The following is a 17,597-nucleotide window of genomic DNA, read 5'->3' on the forward strand; positions in this document are numbered from 1 at the left end:
GATTCGTTGTTTCAGCGATCCGGGGTGGCGACGCCGATCTCCCACAGGAACGGAGGCGGCGTCTCGTTGATCGCCCAGTCTCCGACAATCTTGGCCTTGTAGATCCACGGGTTGTGGGAGGCCACGGTCCTGGCGTTGCGCCAGTGGCGGTCGAGGCCCTTCGCCCGGCTGACGGCGGATGCTCCGAGCGTGTCGAACACGCGGGTCACCACCTGCGGCACGAGCGTCGAGAGTACGACCTGCCCCTGTGCCGACGCGATCTCGGCCGCGATGTTGGCGGCGTCGTCCTCGGCAGACCCACGCCGACCTGCCGTCTCGTACGCCCGCTCGATGGTGTCGGCAACGTTCCGCACGGTGGCCTGCGCGACGAAGGCCACGGACGAGATCTCACCGACGATCGCCTGGATCTGCGGGTCGTCGCGCACGAGCGACGCCGAGCCGTGGCTGTACACGCGGGTCCGATCCCGAACCTCCCGGGCCGTGTCGCGCTCGGCCGCACGGGCGACACCGGCGAGCACGGCGAGGAGGACGAGCTGGTAGATCGCGGTCTGGTAGCGGAAGCGGTCGGCGAACGCGAAAACGTTGTCGTCCTCGACCGCCGCCCGGTCGAAGACGGTGGTGCCCGTGCCGGTGAGCTGCTGGCCGAAACCGTCCCAGTCGTCGGTGATGCTCACGCCGGGCTGGGAGGTTCGCACGAGAGCGGTGCCGTCGACGTCGTCGGAGCGCCGGGCTGTGACGTCGATCCAGTCGGCGTAGATGCTTCCGGTCGTGTAGAACTTGCGGCCGTTCAGCGTCCAGCCGTCCGTGTCCCTGTCCAGCGTGGTCGACGACGTGCCGAGGGCGCCCTGTCCCACTTCGCTCCAGGCGTTGCCGACGAACTCGCCGTCGGCGAAGCGGCGCAACCAGCGGTCGCGGTCGGCGCCGGGCGGCGCGGTGAGACGGTCTTCGACGAAAGCGATGTGCCCCCGGAAGATCTGGGGAAGGTTCGAGTCCGCGGCTGCCAGCTCGACCAGAACCTCGGCCAGTTCCGGGATGGTGAGCCCGTCGCCGCCGTCCTCTACCGGCACACGCAGCCCGGCGAAGCCGGCGTCCACGAGTCGGCGGACCTCTGTGTGCGGCAGGGTGTGCTCCTGCTCGCGTCGCACGGCGCCTGCGGCGATGTCGTCGAAGACCGGCCGCAGTCGTTCGAGGACGGAATCGAGCCGGGACACGGTCTCTGGTGCTGTCGTCGTTGGCATCCGGATTCTCCTAGGTGTAGAGCGAAATCGGCTGGAACTCTCCGTTGAGAAAGTGGGCGCCGACCTCGAGCTTCTTGTAGTCGACCGGGTCGTGCAGCGAGTGGGTGCGGATGTTGCGCCAGAACAGGTCGAGTCCCACGCTCGCCTTGGCCGAACTGGAACCGGTCACTTCGAACACGCGGTTCGCGACGTCGATGCCGACCTCGGTCGACACGATCTTGAGCTTGGCGATGTCGACTTCGATCGCCCCGCGGGTCTCGAACGCGACTGCGTCCCCGAGCTCGACGACCGCGTCGAACCGGCGTCCCACCTTGTCGGCAAGCGCTTCGACGGCCTCGACACGCGCCACGAACTCACCGAACACGCGCTGGACGAACGGGTCGTTGCGGTACAGGTCGGCTGAGGAGAGGAACCACGCGTTCTTGCGTGCGCGGGTGAGATCGCGAGCCTGCTCGAGCGCTCCCTGGGCAACGCCGAGGTAGAGGTTCGAGAACGCGAGCTGGATGCCGGGAGTGATGAGGTTCGCGAAGGGTTCCTCCGTGAGCTCACCGAGGAGGTCCGCCTCGGTGACGGCGACATCGGTGTAGCGAACGGAGCCGCTGGCCGACAACCGCTGGCCGAGGGCGTCCCAGTCGCCGAGCGGCTCGACGCCGGCGGCATCCGCGGGGATGACGAAGAGCACGAGCTGACCGTCGCGGTCCCCACCCGTCACGGCGGCGGAGATGAGGATGCGGTCGCCGACCGAGGCGCCCGTCGAGAAGTGTTTCACGCCGTTGAGCCGCCAGCCGCCGGCATCCGGGGTCAGCTGCAGGTCAGGGTCGACCGGGTTGACGCTGTCACCCCAGAACCACTGGCCCTCGATCGTGGCCCGGTACCACTCGGCCTGCTGATCGCGCGGCACGAGGAAGCTGATGTTGCTCTTGTTGATGTAGTGGTAGGCGAGCACCTGGGCGACGGATGCGTCGACCCGGGAGAGGGTGCGGATCACGAGGAACGCGGTCTCCCAGTGGGCGCCGCCCCCACCGAGTTCGGCCGGGTCGAGCAGGTTGACGAGGCCGGAGTCGCGGAGCAGTTGCAGTTCGCGGCGGGGGTCCACATTGGCGCGGTCCCGCTCGAGCACGTCGACGGCGAGCTCGCGGGCGACGCCTTCGGCGATCGACTGCCAGCGGTCGAGTTCCGTCTGGTCTGCGGTGCCCGACCAGTGGGTGCGGGGCTGGGTGGTTGCTGTTGCTTCTGGCATGGGTGAAGTCCTTGGGTTCTGTGCCGGACTTCGAAAGTTACCAGCGTGGCCCCCGATGAACCGGACGAGGCGAAACCTAAGGAAACACTCCGGGCAGCGAGATCGGGAACATGACGAAACGTGTCGAATTCTTACGTCACACCCGGCGGACGAGCCGCCTCCTCCGTATCTTCAGAAAGCACCCATCCCCCTCTGGAGTTCGACATGTCTTTTTCGCCTCGCCGGATCCGCCGGCCGCGCACGATCCTCGCCGCCGGCATCGCGGCATCCGTCTCGCTCGTCCTCGCCGGCTGCTCGGCTCCCGCTGAGGACAGCGCTTCCGCCGACGGTGACTTCACCGGTGAGGAACTCACCGTGCTGCTGATCTCCTCCCACGAGGGAGCATCCGAATGGCTCTCGACCGAGTTCGAGAAGGAGACCGGGGCCAAGATCAACCCGGTCATCGTGCCCTACGACGAGATCGGCTCGAAGCTCGCCCTTGACCAGCAGTCCGGTGCGAACACGATCGACGTCGCAGCGCCCTGGTACGTCTCGCTCGGTGACCTCGCCGCTGACGGCGCGATCCAGGACCTCACCGAATGGGTCGAATCCGAAGACGCGCTCGACACCGACGACTTCATCCCCTCGATCTACGAGCCGTACAGCGAAGTCGACGGCAAGCGCTACGGCGTGCCCTTCGACGGCGACACCCACGTGCTCTTCTACAACAAGGAAATCCTCGAGCGGAACGGCTTCACCGAGCCGCCCGCGACCTGGGATGAGTACCTCGAGCAGTCGAAGACCATCACCGAGAACGAAAAGGCGAACGGCGTCTACGGCGCCGCGATCTTCGGTCAGAAGTCCCCGCTGATCCTCGGCGCCAGCTTCGCCAACCGTCTCGCCGGCTTCGGTGGCGAGTTCCTCGACGAGGACGGCAAGCCGGTCATCAACTCAGAAGAGGCCGTCGCCGCCGCGCAGGCGCTCGTCGACATCAACGACCACGCCCTGCCCACACCGGCTGAGACCGACTTCGGCGCAGGCAACAGCGCGTGGTTCGCCGGCAAGGTCGGCTTCATCGAGAACTGGACCGACCTCGGCGTCCGCTCGCAGGACCCGGAGAGCGGTTCGGAGGTCGTCGACAAGTGGGGCGTCTCGTTCCTGCCGACCGGTGGGGACAACACCGAGAGCCGGGCGTCTCTGGTGGCCGGCTTCAGTTGGGTCATCGCCGCGAACACGGAGAAGACCGAACTGGCCAAGACCTTCGTCGAGTGGGCTGCGTCGTCCGAGGTGAACGAGGCGCTGCTGACCGCGACGCCTCCCACCGGAATCGACCCGAACCGGATCTCGTCGCTCGAGAGCGAGAGCTACGGCACCGAGTACCCCGAACTGCAGGAGGCCAACCGGGCGACGCTCGAAGGCGCCCTGGCCTGGCCGACCGGTGAGCACGCGACCGAGCTCGCGCAGATTCTCACCGACGAGCTCGCCAAGCTCCTCGCCGGCGAAGGCGGAACCGCCCAGGAGGCCCTGGACGGCGTGCAGGCTGAATGGGAAGAGATCCTTGGCTCTTAGCACCCTCCAGAAACCGGACACCCGGCGACGTCTCCCGACGCCGCCGGGTTCCGGCGTTCCCGCGCCCCGTCCGCGCTGGCGCGGCCGCGACGTCACGGCGCACCGGCTTTTCGTGGCACCGAGCGTGTTGTCGCTGATCGTGCTCGGCCTCTACCCGCTGATCTTCATCGTGCTCACCGCACTGTCGGAGTCGAGCCTGGGTCGCCCGTTCCAGGAGTGGGTCGGCACGGCCAACATCGAGGCGGCGCTCGCCGACTCGGATGTCGTCGCCGCACTCGCCCGCAACACCGTGTACGCCATCTTCGTCTCGACGGCGAGCGTCGTGCTCGGGGTCGCCACGGCGCTGGCGCTGTTCCGCAGCGCACGGTCCGGCGCGCTCGTGCGCACCCTGCTCCTGCTGCCCATGATCACCCCGCCCGTCGTCGTCGGAATCCTCTGGAAACTGATCTTCAACCCCTCCGGTGGTCTGTTCAACACGATCCTGACCTTCTTCGGGTACTCCGGAGACCCGGTGTCGGTGCTGGCGTCGCCGACGCTCGCGTTCCTCGGCGTGGCGATTGCTGACGTCTGGGAGTGGTCGCCGCTCATCGCACTGCTCGTGTTCGCCGCGCTTCTGGGACAGGACCCGGAGGTGACGGAAGCCGCAGCGCTCGACGGGGCCGGCGGCATCCGCCTCTTCGCGCAGATCACCCTTCCGGCGATCGCGGGGACGATCGCCGCCGCCTTTCTGATCCGGATCGTCCTCGCTTTCAAGGTCTTCGACCTCGTCTACATCATGACCGCGGGCGGGCCGGGGCAGTCCACGACGGTTCCCGCCTACCTGATCTACCAGGCCGCGCTCCAGCAGTTCGATCTCGGCCGCGCCGGCACGATCACGCTGCTCCTCGCCGTCGTCGTCACCCTGGTGACGCTGCCGGTCGTGGCGATCACGAGGAGACTTCACCATGATTAAGCGTTCGAGCCGGCTGGCCACCGCCGCTGTCGGAGTCGCTCTGTTGTTCACGCTGCTCCCGCTTCTCTACCTGCTCTCGGTGTCGCTCATGAAGCAGGGTGAGATCTCGGCCGGGATCCTCTGGCCGTCGAACCCGGAATGGGGAAACTGGGTGGATGCCGCGTCGTCGCGGCTGCCACGTGGCATCCTCAACTCGGTGATCGCCTCGCTCGGCGGAGCGCTGCTCACGCTGGTGATCGCGCTGCCGGCCGCCTGGGCGATGGTGCGTTACCGGACGGGCGGCAAGACCCTCGCCGCGACGATCCTCAGTCCGTGGCTGCTGCCGCCGATCGTCGCCGTCGTGCCGATCTTCACGCTCCTGCGCGTGCTCGGGCTCAACAACACGCTCACCGGGCTGACTCTCGTGTACGCGCTCGCCAACACCGCCGTCGCCGTCTGGCTGCTCGAGGGATTCGTGCGCAAGCTCCCCGTGGAGCTCGACGAGGCCGCCCAGCTCGACGGTGCCGGAGCCTTCCGGGTGCTCACCAGCATCGTGGTGCCGCTGCTTACCCCCGGGCTGGTGGCCGTCGGCGTGATCGTGGCGGTGCTGAACTACAACGAGTTCGTCCTCGCGACCTTCCTCACCCAGGGGCCCGAGGCGCAAACCGTGCCCGTGGTGCTCTCGCTCATGCTGGGGGAGCGCCTGCAGGACTTCGGGAAGATCGCCGCGGCATCCATCATCGGGGTCATCCCCGTGTTCGCCGCCGCCGTGTACCTGCAGCGCTGGCTCGTGGCCGGGCTTGTCAGCGGCAGTGTGAAGTAGCCGCCAGCGCGTCAGGTTGCCGGGTTGGCGGTGGCGACGTCGGCGGCCTCGTTGAGGCGTTCGACCTGCGCCGAGAAACTCTCCAGTTCCTCGGCCGACCACGACGCGAGCAACCCGTGCAGAATCGTGCGGTTCGTCGGGTTGACCGAGCGCATTCGCAGGGTGCCTTCCTCGGTGAGGGCCAGGATGCGCGCCCGGCCGTCCACCGGGTCGGTGCGGGTCTCGACCAGGCCGAGGTTCTCAAGCTGTCGCACCTGCCTGCTGATGACGCTCCGGTCGACGACGAGCATGTCGGCTGCGACGCTGGCCTGGACGGTTCCGCAGCGTTGGATGGTCCGCAGCAGCCGATAGCTGACCGGCTGGAGCGACGGGTCAACCGCCGTTGCCGCATTGCGCACGATCAGCTGCAGCTTGCGCGACAGGGTACTGATCGAATCTTCGGCCGTCAGGATCGCCGCGGCATGGCGATCGTCGGATGCGACGGGGTCGCGGTCGGCACTCATCTGTCGCTTCTTTGCGGCTGGATCCTGGTGGGGTTCTCCCGTTCGCCCACCGTCGTCGATTCCGTCGGGTGGGCGAGCCCGACCGCGGGAAGGGCGACGCTGGCGGTGGAGACGTCGATGAGCATGTCGTTGGCGTCGTCGCGTTCACGGGACTTGTCTGCAGACGCGGAACGGTCGGCGCGTTGTGTCTTCAGCTGTATGGCGTTGAGGGTCCCCAGCGGCACGTTCGGGAGGAAGGCGACCGCGACCAGGGTCACGATCGTGAGCGGGACGGCGCAGAGGAAGACGAATCCGACGCCGGTTCCGTAGGCGCTTTCCACGATGGTCGTGAGTACGTCGGGCAGTTCGGAGATCTTCGGGATCGTTCCGCTCCCGAGGTAGGTGCCGGCCAGGGCCTGGTCGGCGGGTTTGAGGGCGGCGACGTCGTCGCGAATGCTCTGGGCGACGACGGTTCCAAGGATCGAGCCGAGCACAGAGACCCCGATGGTGCCGCCGAGGCTGCGGAAGAAGGTGATGGCGCTCGTCGCGACCCCGAGGTTGCGCACCTCGATCGAGTTCTGCACGACGAGGACCAGGTTCTGCATGAGCATGCCGACGCCTGCTCCGAGGACCGCCATGTAGACGCCGACCAGGATGAGGTTGGTGTCGTAGTGAAGGGTGCCGAGCAGGGTCGAGCCGAGCACCGTCAGGGCGGAACCCGACACCATGATCGCCTTCCACTTGCCGCGCCGGCTGATCAGTCCGCCGAAGACGGTGGAGGAGATCAGCAGGCCGGCCATCATCGGGATGGTGAGCAGGCCGGATTCCGTCGGTGAGGCGCCGCGGGCGAGCTGCATGTACTGGGCGAGGAACACCGAGGTCCCGAACAGCGAGACGCCGACGGAGATGCTCGCGATGACGGAGAGGGTGAACGTGCGGTTGCGGAACATCCCGAGGGGAATGATCGGCTCGGGCGACTTGAGTTCGACGAGAACGGCGGCAGCGAGAAGAAGGATCGAGCCGAGGACCATGACGAGGCTCTGCACCGATGCCCAGTCGTACTGAGACCCGGCCATCGAGACCCAGATGAGCAGGAGTGAGACGCCCGCAGTGATGAGGATCGCGCCGAGGTAGTCGATCCGCACGGTGCGCTTCGGGTGTTTGGGCAGGTGCAGTGTCGACTGGAGCAGGAGGATCGCGACGATCGCGATCGGTAACGCGATGAAGAAGTTCCAGCGCCAGCCGAAGGCATCCGTCACCAGGCCGCCGAGAAGCGGGCCGCCGACGGTGCCGAGTGCCATGACAGCGCCGAAGAGCCCGGCGTACTTGCCCCGGTCACGCGGGCTGATGATGTCGGCCATGATGATCTGGCTGAGCGCCGCGAGCCCGCCACCGCCCAGACCCTGGAAGATGCGGAAGAGGATGAGCGTGTTGGTGTCCTGCGAGAAGCCTGCAGCCGCCGATCCGACGACGAAGAGTCCGAGGGCGAGCTGGATCAGCAGCTTGCGATCGAAGAGGTCGGCGAACTTGCCCCAGAGCGGAGTCGATACCGTCGTCGCCAGGAGGGTGGATGTCACGACCCAGGTGTACGCCGATTGGTCGCCGCCGAGGTCGGAGATGATGACGGGGAGGGATGTCGCGACCACCGTCCCGGCGAGGATCGAGACGAACATCCCAAGCAGCAGGCCGGACAGCGCCTCGAGGACCTGTCGCTGAGACATGGTTCCGTCGGCGGAAGCGGTGCGTTTGATCTTCTTCGGCTTAGTGCTGCGGGCAGTTCGAGGCATTCGACTCCGGGATAGATGATTGACAAACATCAACTATACCCCGCGCTTAGGGTGGCTTGCGCCGTCGCGGGGTGTCAGGGCAGTCCCGTCGATTGGCGCCCGGCGGCGCGGTCATGTAGTCTCTAATACGGCCTGCGAGCGACTACGTTTTGTCGGGCCAAGCCCATGCGCCCGTAGCTCAACGGATAGAGCATCTGACTACGGATCAGAAGGTTGGGGGTTCGAATCCCTTCGGGCGCACGGTATGCCCCGGAAAGACGCCAGTTCTGGCTGTCTCTCCGGGGCTTTCTCGTTGGGGAGCGTCGCCTGCGGATATTCGGGCTCGAGCGGCATGATGCGACCACACGGCGCATCCCGTCCGAGGCGCCCCGAGTGCGTCGCGATAGAAGCGGCTCATCTCATATGCATTGATACTGCGTCGGGGAGCAGGGCGTCCACCGTTCCCTGCGGGTAGAGCGGGACGAGGCACTCCTGCTGCAGCCCGGCCGGTGCACGAATCGGTGCTTCTCACCTTCCCGTTCGAGAGTTGGTTCTTGCGCGGGCATCGACCAAGAAAGGCCGGGGGAGCACGTTCAGCCTCGGAAGTCTTGACAAAGGTGCGATCTGTATACAGAATACCGAATACAGACCCGCATCTTTCATCGTCGAGAGGCCCTCATGTCCACGTCCCCCCCATTGAAGCGAAAGGTCACTGCGGTCATCGCCGCCGGTGCAATCGCCGTATCCCTCGCCGCGTGCAGCGGTGGATCCTCCTCCGGCGACTCCGATACCGTCGTGTGGTCCACCTGGGGCACCCCCGAGGAACTCACCCGATTTGAAGAGTTCAACGATGACTTCATGAAACGTCACCCCGACATCAAAGTGGAGTTGCAGCCAGTCGCGTCCTACGGCGACTACCACTCGAAACTTCTTGCCCAACTGACCTCGCGAACAGCGCCCGACGTCTTCTACATCGGAGACGACAAAATCGGGCAGTTCGTCAACGCGAACGTGCTGCTGCCATTGACAAACCTCATGGAATCAGAGGACAGCAAAACCAAACCGGATGACTTCTTCCCCGGCCTGTTCGGTGCCGCCCAAACCGACGAAGACATCTTCGCCGCCCCGAACGACTCCAACCCAGACGTCCTCTGGTACGACAAGAAAGCATTGGAAGCAGCGGGAATCGCAGAAGACCCGGCAGAACTCGCCGAACAGGGGAAGTGGACCACCGACGTCTACCTCGCCATGAACGACAAACTGGAAGCCGCTGGACTCACCGGTTCACTGTTCTGGAACTACTGGGCAACCCACTACAGCTGGATCTCCTCACAGGGCGGGAACGCGTTCAACGAATCCGGTGACTTCACCGGTAACACCGACCAAGCCACCATTGACGCCGTCGAGACTCTCGGAAAGAACTTCCAGGACGGAAAATTCGTCGTCGCGGACTCTCTTCCTGAAGGCGCCGGCGCGGACAGTCTCTTCGTCTCCCACAAGGCCGGCTTCTTCTCACAGGGCCGGTACACGATCGGCACCGTCAAATCGGCGGGCGAGGAAGCAAGTTACGACATCGTCCGCTGGCCAACACCGGACGGATCCGCCGCACCGACCGGTGTCGCGACGTCGTACCTTGCGATCAACAGGAATACGGAGAAGAAGGACGCCGCATTCACATTCTGGACCGAGTTCCTCAGCGCTGAAGGGCAGACATTCCGGCTTCAGGGTGGCGGCAACGCTGTGCCGTCCATCAAGGGCGCAGATGACGTCGTGCTCGAAGACGGCTACCCGGCCCACGCGCAGACGTTCCTCGACATGCGGGACATCGGCTTCGAAGACCACCCGACAGTGGCAGCCGTACCCGGCCTCTCCACCGACATCAGCGACCTGATGCTCTCCCTCTACGAGGGCAAAAGCGACGCGCAGAGCACCCTCGACACAATCGCGGACCTCATCGTCAGCAAAACCAGCAAGTGAGGATGAACTGTGACCACCATGCTTGACCGGCTCTCCACGAGAGACGCCCCGAGCGTGAACACACCAGGCGGGCTCCGCAAGGAGTCCGCCTGGCGGCGCAAAGACCGACGCTGGGGCTACCTCTTCGTCGGGCCGCAGCTGATCGGCATGGTCGTGTTCGTGCTCCTTCCGTTTGTCGGCAGCCTCGTCCTCGCTTTCGCCTCCTGGGACGGTCTGTCCGAGCTCACCTGGGTCGGCTTCGACAACTTCGTCTCCCAACTTCAGGACCCGCTGCTGCTGCGCAGTATCGTGAACACCCTCCTCATCGCACTGATCACCGTTCCGATCGGGTTGGGTTTTTCCGTCATCATCGCCGTCGCGTTGGAGAAACTGAAAACCAGAACTCTCTACCTGGTCTTGTTCTTCGCGCCCGTCGTCACCAGCACCGTCGCCGTCGCGATGATCTGGCAGCAGATGCTCCGAGCGGACGGCGTACTCAGCACCGCCATCGCCACAATCTTCGGCGTCGCCCCTCCCGACTGGCTGGGTGACCCAAGTCTCGCTCTCATCGCTGTTTGCATCGTCTCGATCTGGGCATCCATGGGTTTGAACGTCATCATCTTCCTCGCCGGCCTGCAGAACATCTCAGCATCCGTGATCGAGGCAGCGAAGCTCGACGGAGCAGGAGCCTTCACGCTCTTCTGGCGTATCCGGATGCCGCTGCTCTCACCGATCATCTTCTTCTCATCCGTCATCGCCTTCATCAGCTCGCTCCAAACGTTCGACGTCGTGTTCGTCCTCACCGCGAACGCCGGCCCCGACAACGCGACCCGCACGATCGTTTACCACATCTACGACCTCGGTTTCGGGCGTTTCCAATTCGGACCGTCCAGCGCGGCCGCGGTCATCCTGCTTGTTCTCACCCTTGTCGTGACTGCCGTCCAGTTCGGCGCCCAGAAGAAGTTCGTTCACTACGAGGACGGTGCCGCATGACCCGCACGGAACGACCGGTCACCCTCCTCGCCGAAACTGACAGCCGCCGCGCGGCCGGTGCCCGCGGTCGAGTCGTCGCCCTTCACGTCGTGCTGGCTGTCGTCGGGATTGCGATGGTGTTCCCGTTCCTGTGGATGATGCTCACCGCGTTCAAAACGCTGCCGCAACTGCTGCAAGACCCGCTGAGTTTCTGGCCCGCTCCGTGGACGTTCACCAACTTCGTAGACGCGTGGAACGCCGCGCCGTTCGGACAGGCGTACCTGAACAGCATCTACATCGCCGTTCTCGCCGTCGTCGGCACTCTGGTGACCGCGTCCATGGCCGGATACGCCTTCGCACGGATCAAGTTCCGCGGCAACCGAATCCTCTTCATCATCTTCCTTGCTACACAGATGATCCCGAAGCAGGTCACCCTCATCCCGTTCTACCTGTTGATGAGCAACCTCGGATGGGTGGACTCACACCTTGCGCTGATCATCCCAGCGATCATGGTGAACCCGTTTGCGGTGTTCCTGATGCGACAGTTCGTGCTGTCCCTTCCCCGCGAGCTCGAGGAAGCAGCCCTCGTCGACGGTGCCGGCCGGTGGCGGACGTTCTGGAGCGTCGTCCTCCCGAACCTCCGACCGGGACTCGGCGCGCTGAGCATCATCGTCGCCCTCGACGTGTGGAACGCGTTCCTGTTCCCGCTGGTCCTGCTGAACAGCTCCGAACTGTTCACGGTCCCGCTCCTGCTGGCGTCCTTCCAGGGTCAGCATGGTTCCGTCAACTACGGCCTGGTGATGGCGGCATCAGCGGTAGCCACCATCCCGATGCTGGTCGCCTTCGTCATCGGGCAGCGGAAAATCATCAGCAGCATGGCCGCGTCAGGACTCGGTGGACGATGAGCGACTTCACCCGGCACGCCGCAGAACCGTCCACCGAGGAACTCCTCCAGCTGGTCGGCGAGTCCCTCGACCTTGTCGATGCGCCGTTCACGTTGCCACGCTCACGTGTTCTCCTTCTCGCCGCACCCGGTCAAGGAAACCAGGTCAGCGGATTGCAGGTCAGCAGAGCAGAATACGAGCGCAAACTCGACGACTGCGTGGTGATCGAAACGCTGACGGTCACGGTGTCGGGGCACCCGCTTTTCGTGACCCGGGTTCTCCCACATGTGATCGAATTCGGTGACGGGATGGCGTCCGTCACCTTCGCCGGCCCGGACGCGCTCAGCGTCGGAGCGCACGGAGCGGCCGTCGAGCTTCGACTCGGCATGCCGGACGGAGAAATCACCCGAATCCGGCTCGGCGCCGACGCTAAAACGTCCGTCGAGATTCACATTGACGAGAAGCGACGCACGGCCATCCGCACGGCGGCGGACCATCGGGATAATCTCAGCCAGACACTCGGTGTATGGACGGCATGGCTTGACCGGTGCCCCCGGGTTCGTCCCGACCTCCAACAGATGACCGCCCTGTGCTGGTGGGTTCTCGGTGCGAACATCATTGAACTGCCCGGCCAAGGCAAAGCGCGAGCTGTCGTTCCGTCCAAAATCGGTTATGTCGGCCTGTGGCAATGGGATGCCTACTTCATCGCCGTCGGGTTGCGACACGGCGACCCTGAGCTTGCCAGGGAGCAGCTCGACCTGGCGTTCCGATTCCCGACATCCGACGGTCAACTCCCCGACGTGGTCCACGACGAAGGGGTGCTCGCCTCAAGTGACGACCTCCCGTTGAACGACCGGGAAACGCTTCGCCGTCATGGCTCAAACGCGGCCGACCTGTCCAAGCCGGTGCCGCTGACCAAGCCGCCCCTCGCCGCTTGGGCGTTGCGGAAAGTTCTCGAGGCAACCGCACCAGGCGTCGGAGCTGCAGCAGTCGACCGCTGGGCGGACACAGCATGGAACACCATTGCGCGGTCCCAGGACTGGTGGTTCGCGCACTCCGATGCAGACGCCGACGGCATGCCCGAGTACGGTCATCCGTACTCGTCCGGGCTCGACGACAGTCCCATCTTCGATGCGGCCATACCGGTGGCGGCACCAGACCTCGGCGCATACCTGGTGATGCAGGACCGTGAACTCGCCCAGGAGTGGCGCCGCGGAGGGCGGCACAGCGAAGCCCAGCGGTTCACGGACCGAGCCGACTCCACTCTTCTCCGCCTGCTCGACCTGTGGGATGAGACATCCGGTCGTTTTCACGCTCGTGCCGGCGGCGAGACACTGCCCTCTTATACGGCGGTCAGTTTGCTGCCGCTGCTGACCGGCGAACTGCCACCGGCCGTCGCAGAGATTCTCGTCGCGGCCATCGACGACCCAACCCAATTCAACACGCGCTGGCCGGTACCGACCGTCGCCCTCGGCGACCCCGACTTCTCGGCCGAACGGATGTGGCGCGGACCAGTCTGGGTCAACATCAGCGCCCTCCTCGTTGACGGCCTGACCCGGTCCGGATACGGCGCCGAAGCCCGCCGGCTCGCCGAACGAACCGTCGAACTGGTCAAGCACGGCGGTGGGCCACACGAATACTTCAACCCGATCACCGGAGAACGTGCGGCGACCGCGACCACGTCGTTCGGCTGGTCGGCGGCGCTGTTCGTCGACCTTGCCGTATCCCTGTCGAATTAGTGCGCGGCTTTCCCCACTCGCCAAGCGCATCCGCGCGTCTACTGTATACAATATTCTGAACACCCCAACGAAGAGGTTCCCATGAAGATATCCCGAATGATCGTCCCGGCCGCCGGTCTCGCAGCGATGCTGGTCGTCACCGGCTGCGCGACCGGTGGCGCCGCACAATCCGCCTCCGTCACCCTGAAGCCCAGAGCGGAAGCGAGCGGTGAGATTACGGTGTGGTCGTGGGATACCGCCGCTGCTGGCCTGAAGCGGCTCGCCGAAAGTTACGAGGACAGCCACCCCGACACGTCGGTCAAGGTCGTCGACGTCGGTTACGACAACGCGTACGACAAGCTTTCCGTGGGTTTGCAGGCCGGAAGCGGACTCCCTGACCTTGTCACGATCGAAACCGATCGAGCTCCCGGATACATCTCCGAGTTCCCGAAAGGGTTCACCAGCCTGACGCCCATCCTCGGGGACGAAGAAGCGAACTTCGATCCGTCGAAGTGGTCCGCTGGGAGCAACGCCGCCGGGGAACTGATCGCTGCTCCCTGGGATTCCGGCACCGTCGGGCTGTTCTACCGTTCGGACTACTTCGCCGAAGCCGGAGTGGACCCGGCATCACTGGACACCTGGAATGACCTGGTCGCAGCAGGCGAACAGATCAAGGACGAAACGGGCCACACGCTCATGTCGATCGATGTGGCGAGCGGTGCGACGTTCACCATGCTGCTCCAACAGGCCGGCCAGGGCCTGTTCGACGAGGACGGCGACATCGCCATCACCTCACCCGCAGCAGTCGACGTGCTGACGCTGCTGAAGACAATGAACGATAAAGGCCTGCTGAAGAATGTCAAAGGCTGGGACGGCCGCGTGACAGCGACGAAGAACGGCGACTCCGCCGTGCATCCCGAAGCCGTGTGGTGGATCGGCACGCTCACCGCCGAAATGCCAGAACTGTCCGGCAAGTTCGGAGTGGTTGAACTCCCGTCGATCGGGAAGGATTCTGCGCGGACGTCCAACAACGGCGGCTCGAATCTCGCGATCCCCTCTCAGTCGAAGAACCCGGACCTGGCAGCGTCTTTCCTGGCGTATGCACTGGCGGACGCAGACAATCAGGTGTCCCTGATGGAGAACGAGGGACTCTTCCCGTCATACCTGCCCGCACTCGAGCACACCTACTTCCAAAAGGAAGACCCGTACTTCTCATCGCAGAAGGTCTACGAACTCTTCGCCGAGCAGACCGCTGAGATCCCGTCGGTCACCTACACCAGCGACAACGCGAAAGCTCTCGACATTGTCGCCAACGCCGTCGTGGCGTCGGTCGTCAACGGCGCAGACCCGAAGAAGACCCTCGAGGATGCCGCCGACCAGATCGCCACAGCGACCGGCCGCGGAATCGCAGACTGACGTGGCGGTACAAGCGCCCGCCCGGACGCACACCGCGTCCGGGCAGCAACCACGAACGTTGGCCCGGCGACAGCAACGTCCAGGGTTACTCTTCGTCCTTCCCGCGATCGTCCTCTTCGGGCTCTTCTTCGCGTATCCCCTGATCGCATCCCTCTGGCAGAGTTTCTTCGCAACACGTGGAGGCACGACAACGTTCGTCGGAGTCGACCAGTACGCCCGGCTGTTCTCAGACCCGCTGATCGCGAAAAGCCTCGGCACCGCCGCGATCCTTCTCGTCATCCAAGTGCCGCTGATGATGTGCCTCGCCGTCGGGCTGGCCTACCTGCTGAACCAAAGCTGGCTGAAATTCCGGACCGGGTTCCGGGTGCTCTATTTCCTGCCGGCGGTCACCACGCTGGTGGCGTACTCCGTGGTCTTCCGCGTCATGCTCGCAACCGACGGCGGTGCCGTCAACCAAATCATCGGTTTGCTTGGCGTGGCCCCCATCGACTGGCTGAACAACGAAACCTGGGCTCGAGTAGCACTGATCGCATCGATCACCTGGCGCTGGACCGGATACAACATGGTGATCATCCTCGCGGGGCTCCAAGCCATCCCGGAAGAGCTCTATGAAGCGGCCCGGATTGACGGTGCCGGCCGGTGGGCGATCTTCAGCAAGATCGTCCTTCCCCAGCTGCGGCCGGTTCTGCTGTTCACCGGCGTGACGTCCACCATCGGCGCGTTGCAACTGTTCGACGAGAACTTCATCCTCACCGGCGGCGGGCCCAACAATGCAACCCTGACGCCAGTGCTGTACCTGTACGAAGTCGGCTTCCGACAATTCGACTTCGGATACGCATCCGCGATCGCGTGGCTTCTGGTGATCCTCACAGCCGTCATCTCACTCATCCAATTCCGGCTCACCAGGGAGAAACCATGACCCGCGTCCTCGTGAGCGACCGTCACCATGTTCGTCAGACCGGGAACCCGGGCGAAAGTGGAACGGGCCGCAGACAACGTTCCGCCGTCGTGCGCCACCTGCCGGCGTACGTGATCCTCACCATCGGAAGCATCGTCAGCCTCATCCCGTTCCTCTGGATGGTGATCGCTTCCACCCATCAGACCTCCGCCCTGTTTGGAACCCCCCTGCCCGTGTTGCCGGGCGGGGAACTGATGACCAACCTCGCCAGGCTGCAAGAAGAAACCAACTTCGGCCGAGTGATGATCAACAGCCTCGGCCTGGCCATCATTTACACAGCCTTCAGTTCCACGATCAGTGTGATGGCCGGCTACGGTCTCGCGAAGTTCCGGTTCCGCGGCCGCGGTATCGTCCTCGGCTTGATCCTTATCACGATGATGATCCCCATGCAGGTACTGCTGGTGCCGTTGTTCCAGATCATGGCAAGCCTCGGCTGGATCGACACCTATCAGGCGGTCATCATCCCGTTCCTCGCCAACGCGTTCGGAATCTTCCTCATGCGTCAGTCATTCCTGGACTTCCCCGATTCGCTGATCGAATCGGCTCGGATCGACGGCGCCAACGAACTGCGGACCTTCTACCGGATCGTGCTGCCTATCGCGCGCCCGCAGATCGCCGCACTGATCATCTACACCTTCATGACCCAATGGAATGCCTTCATCTGGCCCCTCCTGATGCTGAACACGGAAGACAACTACACCGTGCCGGTCGCCCTGAACACCATGATCGGCCTGTCGAAGATCGACTACTCCGGACTCATGCTCGGGTCGCTGATCGCGACTCTCCCGCTCCTGGTGCTGTTCCTCATCTTCCAGCGACAGTTCATCGCCGGACTTCTCGGCGGCGCAGTCAAAGGATGACCGGCTCGTTCAGGGCGTCAGGTACGAGATGCTGGCTTTCGACCGGATGCGTTTGGCGCCGTTGACCCAGTTCTCGCGCAGAGCGTTCTGCGCTGCCGGGATGTCACCCTGCTGCAACGCGCGAGCGATGTCCCCATGCTCCGCCGCCACCCGCTCAACCATGACCTCATCCGGGACGAGAAGCGACTCGTACCGGTGGAACAACTCCCGGACGGTACCGATGAGGTCCACCAAACGGGAGTTCGGGCAGGCGCTGATCATCAACTCATGCCATTCGTCGTCACGTCGAGCGATCAGCGCATGTTCGGCCAGATTCTGGTTGAACTCCTCAGCCAAGCCAGCCAGCTGGGCGCCGAGCTCGCGCATCGTGTCGAGCGGAGTGAGTTCGACAGCGAGGCCCTCAAGCGCGGCAAGAACCGGCCCGAGTTCCTCGAACTCCTCCGCGGACAGTTCCACGAAGCGGAACCCCTTGCCATTGACGCTGGTGATCTGCCCTTCACTTTCCAAGCCGATCAGCGCCTCACGCAGGGGAGTGCGACTCACGCCGAGTTCGGCGGCCAGCTGTACCTCATTGATGCTCTCACCAGGCTGGGCGGCACCGGAGCGCATCCGCGCGAGCAACTCTTCCCTCACCTGTGAGCGCAGAGTCTTACGTTCGATTGCCATGTGCCCTCCGAGGCTTCCGCGCAGTATGTGGCCAGTTTATGGGTTGACCACGGTCTGCCTTCGATCTAGTCTGTGTATACAGAATACAATGTGCACGAAGTGATGTACAGGCAAACCGCAGAACTGATCAGACAGAGAA

At 64.4% G+C, this 17,597-nt stretch carries 15 protein-coding genes and 1 tRNA gene; 11 read left to right on the plus strand and 5 right to left on the minus strand.

Annotation, left to right across the window (positions count from 1 at the left end):
• Window positions 1–11: 11 nt before the first annotated feature.
• Both ABIE24_RS15140 and ABIE24_RS15145 read right to left on the minus strand, forming a co-directional pair.
• Window positions 12–1,238, minus strand: a complete 1,227-nt coding sequence (locus ABIE24_RS15140) for an acyl-CoA dehydrogenase family protein (protein ID WP_354501125.1) — start codon at window positions 1,236–1,238, stop codon at window positions 12–14.
• Window positions 1,239–1,248: 10 nt separating this feature from the next.
• Entirely contained in the window at window positions 1,249–2,478 is a 1,230-nt protein-coding gene (locus ABIE24_RS15145; RefSeq protein WP_354501127.1) for an acyl-CoA dehydrogenase family protein, read from the minus strand.
• A gap of 204 nt (window positions 2,479–2,682) precedes the next feature.
• Here ABIE24_RS15145 and ABIE24_RS15150 point away from each other — a divergent pair, with 204 nt between their 5' ends.
• From ABIE24_RS15150 to ABIE24_RS15160, 3 genes are read left to right on the plus strand one after another with little or no spacing between them, the layout of a single operon-like run.
• Complete coding sequence (locus ABIE24_RS15150; protein ID WP_354501129.1) at window positions 2,683–4,026, plus strand: ABC transporter substrate-binding protein; 1,344 nt, start codon at window positions 2,683–2,685, stop codon at window positions 4,024–4,026.
• Complete coding sequence (locus ABIE24_RS15155; RefSeq protein WP_354501131.1) at window positions 4,016–4,978, plus strand: carbohydrate ABC transporter permease; 963 nt, start codon at window positions 4,016–4,018, stop codon at window positions 4,976–4,978. Before ABIE24_RS15150 ends, ABIE24_RS15155 begins: the two co-directional genes overlap by 11 nt.
• Window positions 4,971–5,780 (plus strand): carbohydrate ABC transporter permease, encoded by an 810-nt coding sequence (locus tag ABIE24_RS15160; protein ID WP_354501132.1) that lies wholly within the window; start codon window positions 4,971–4,973, stop codon window positions 5,778–5,780. Before ABIE24_RS15155 ends, ABIE24_RS15160 begins: the two co-directional genes overlap by 8 nt.
• An 11-nt stretch (window positions 5,781–5,791) precedes the next feature.
• Here the strand turns inward: ABIE24_RS15160 and ABIE24_RS15165 are convergent, their stop codons facing one another.
• Both ABIE24_RS15165 and ABIE24_RS15170 read right to left on the minus strand, forming a co-directional pair.
• The gene (locus ABIE24_RS15165) at window positions 5,792–6,283 is read right to left on the minus strand and encodes a MarR family winged helix-turn-helix transcriptional regulator (RefSeq protein ID WP_354501134.1); all 492 of its coding nucleotides are present in this window, start codon (window positions 6,281–6,283) and stop codon (window positions 5,792–5,794) included.
• Entirely contained in the window at window positions 6,280–7,983 is a 1,704-nt protein-coding gene (locus tag ABIE24_RS15170) for an MDR family MFS transporter (RefSeq protein ID WP_354501136.1), read from the minus strand. The genes ABIE24_RS15165 and ABIE24_RS15170 overlap by 4 nt, the downstream gene beginning before the upstream one ends.
• Before the next feature lie 233 nt (window positions 7,984–8,216).
• Between ABIE24_RS15170 and ABIE24_RS15175 the strand changes: the two genes are divergently transcribed.
• The 8 genes from ABIE24_RS15175 to ABIE24_RS15210 all read left to right on the plus strand — a co-directional run bounded on the left by ABIE24_RS15175 (window position 8,217) and on the right by ABIE24_RS15210 (window position 16,792).
• Window positions 8,217–8,289 (plus strand) — tRNA-Arg (locus ABIE24_RS15175).
• Window positions 8,290–8,706: 417 nt separating this feature from the next.
• The gene (locus ABIE24_RS15180) at window positions 8,707–10,005 is read left to right on the plus strand and encodes an ABC transporter substrate-binding protein (RefSeq protein ID WP_354501138.1); all 1,299 of its coding nucleotides are present in this window, start codon (window positions 8,707–8,709) and stop codon (window positions 10,003–10,005) included.
• 18 nt (window positions 10,006–10,023) lie between these two features.
• Window positions 10,024–10,977, plus strand: coding sequence for a carbohydrate ABC transporter permease (locus tag ABIE24_RS15185; protein ID WP_354501227.1), 954 nt, complete (start codon window positions 10,024–10,026; stop codon window positions 10,975–10,977).
• Window positions 10,974–11,861 carry a carbohydrate ABC transporter permease gene (locus tag ABIE24_RS15190; RefSeq protein WP_354501140.1) on the plus strand — a complete coding sequence of 296 codons (888 nt, stop codon included), beginning with the start codon at window positions 10,974–10,976 and terminating at the stop codon, window positions 11,859–11,861. The genes ABIE24_RS15185 and ABIE24_RS15190 overlap by 4 nt, the downstream gene beginning before the upstream one ends.
• Window positions 11,858–13,579 carry an amylo-alpha-1,6-glucosidase gene (locus ABIE24_RS15195; protein WP_354501142.1) on the plus strand — a complete coding sequence of 574 codons (1,722 nt, stop codon included), beginning with the start codon at window positions 11,858–11,860 and terminating at the stop codon, window positions 13,577–13,579. Before ABIE24_RS15190 ends, ABIE24_RS15195 begins: the two co-directional genes overlap by 4 nt.
• An 81-nt stretch (window positions 13,580–13,660) precedes the next feature.
• Window positions 13,661–14,974, plus strand: a complete 1,314-nt coding sequence (locus ABIE24_RS15200) for an ABC transporter substrate-binding protein (RefSeq protein ID WP_354501144.1) — start codon at window positions 13,661–13,663, stop codon at window positions 14,972–14,974.
• Between the two features lie 58 nt (window positions 14,975–15,032).
• On the plus strand, window positions 15,033–15,893 hold the full coding sequence (locus tag ABIE24_RS15205; protein ID WP_354501146.1) for a carbohydrate ABC transporter permease: 861 nt from the start codon (window positions 15,033–15,035) through the stop codon (window positions 15,891–15,893).
• A complete protein-coding gene (locus ABIE24_RS15210; RefSeq protein ID WP_354501148.1) occupies window positions 15,890–16,792 on the plus strand; it encodes a carbohydrate ABC transporter permease in 903 nt (300 codons plus the stop codon). Before ABIE24_RS15205 ends, ABIE24_RS15210 begins: the two co-directional genes overlap by 4 nt.
• A 9-nt stretch (window positions 16,793–16,801) precedes the next feature.
• Here ABIE24_RS15210 and ABIE24_RS15215 read toward each other — a convergent pair whose 3' ends face one another.
• On the minus strand, window positions 16,802–17,458 hold the full coding sequence (locus ABIE24_RS15215) for a GntR family transcriptional regulator (protein WP_354501150.1): 657 nt from the start codon (window positions 17,456–17,458) through the stop codon (window positions 16,802–16,804).
• Window positions 17,459–17,597 lie beyond the last annotated feature (139 nt).

Source organism: Mycetocola sp. 2940 (assembly GCF_040548835.1).
Taxonomy (GTDB): Bacteria; Actinomycetota; Actinomycetes; order Actinomycetales; family Microbacteriaceae; genus Mycetocola_A.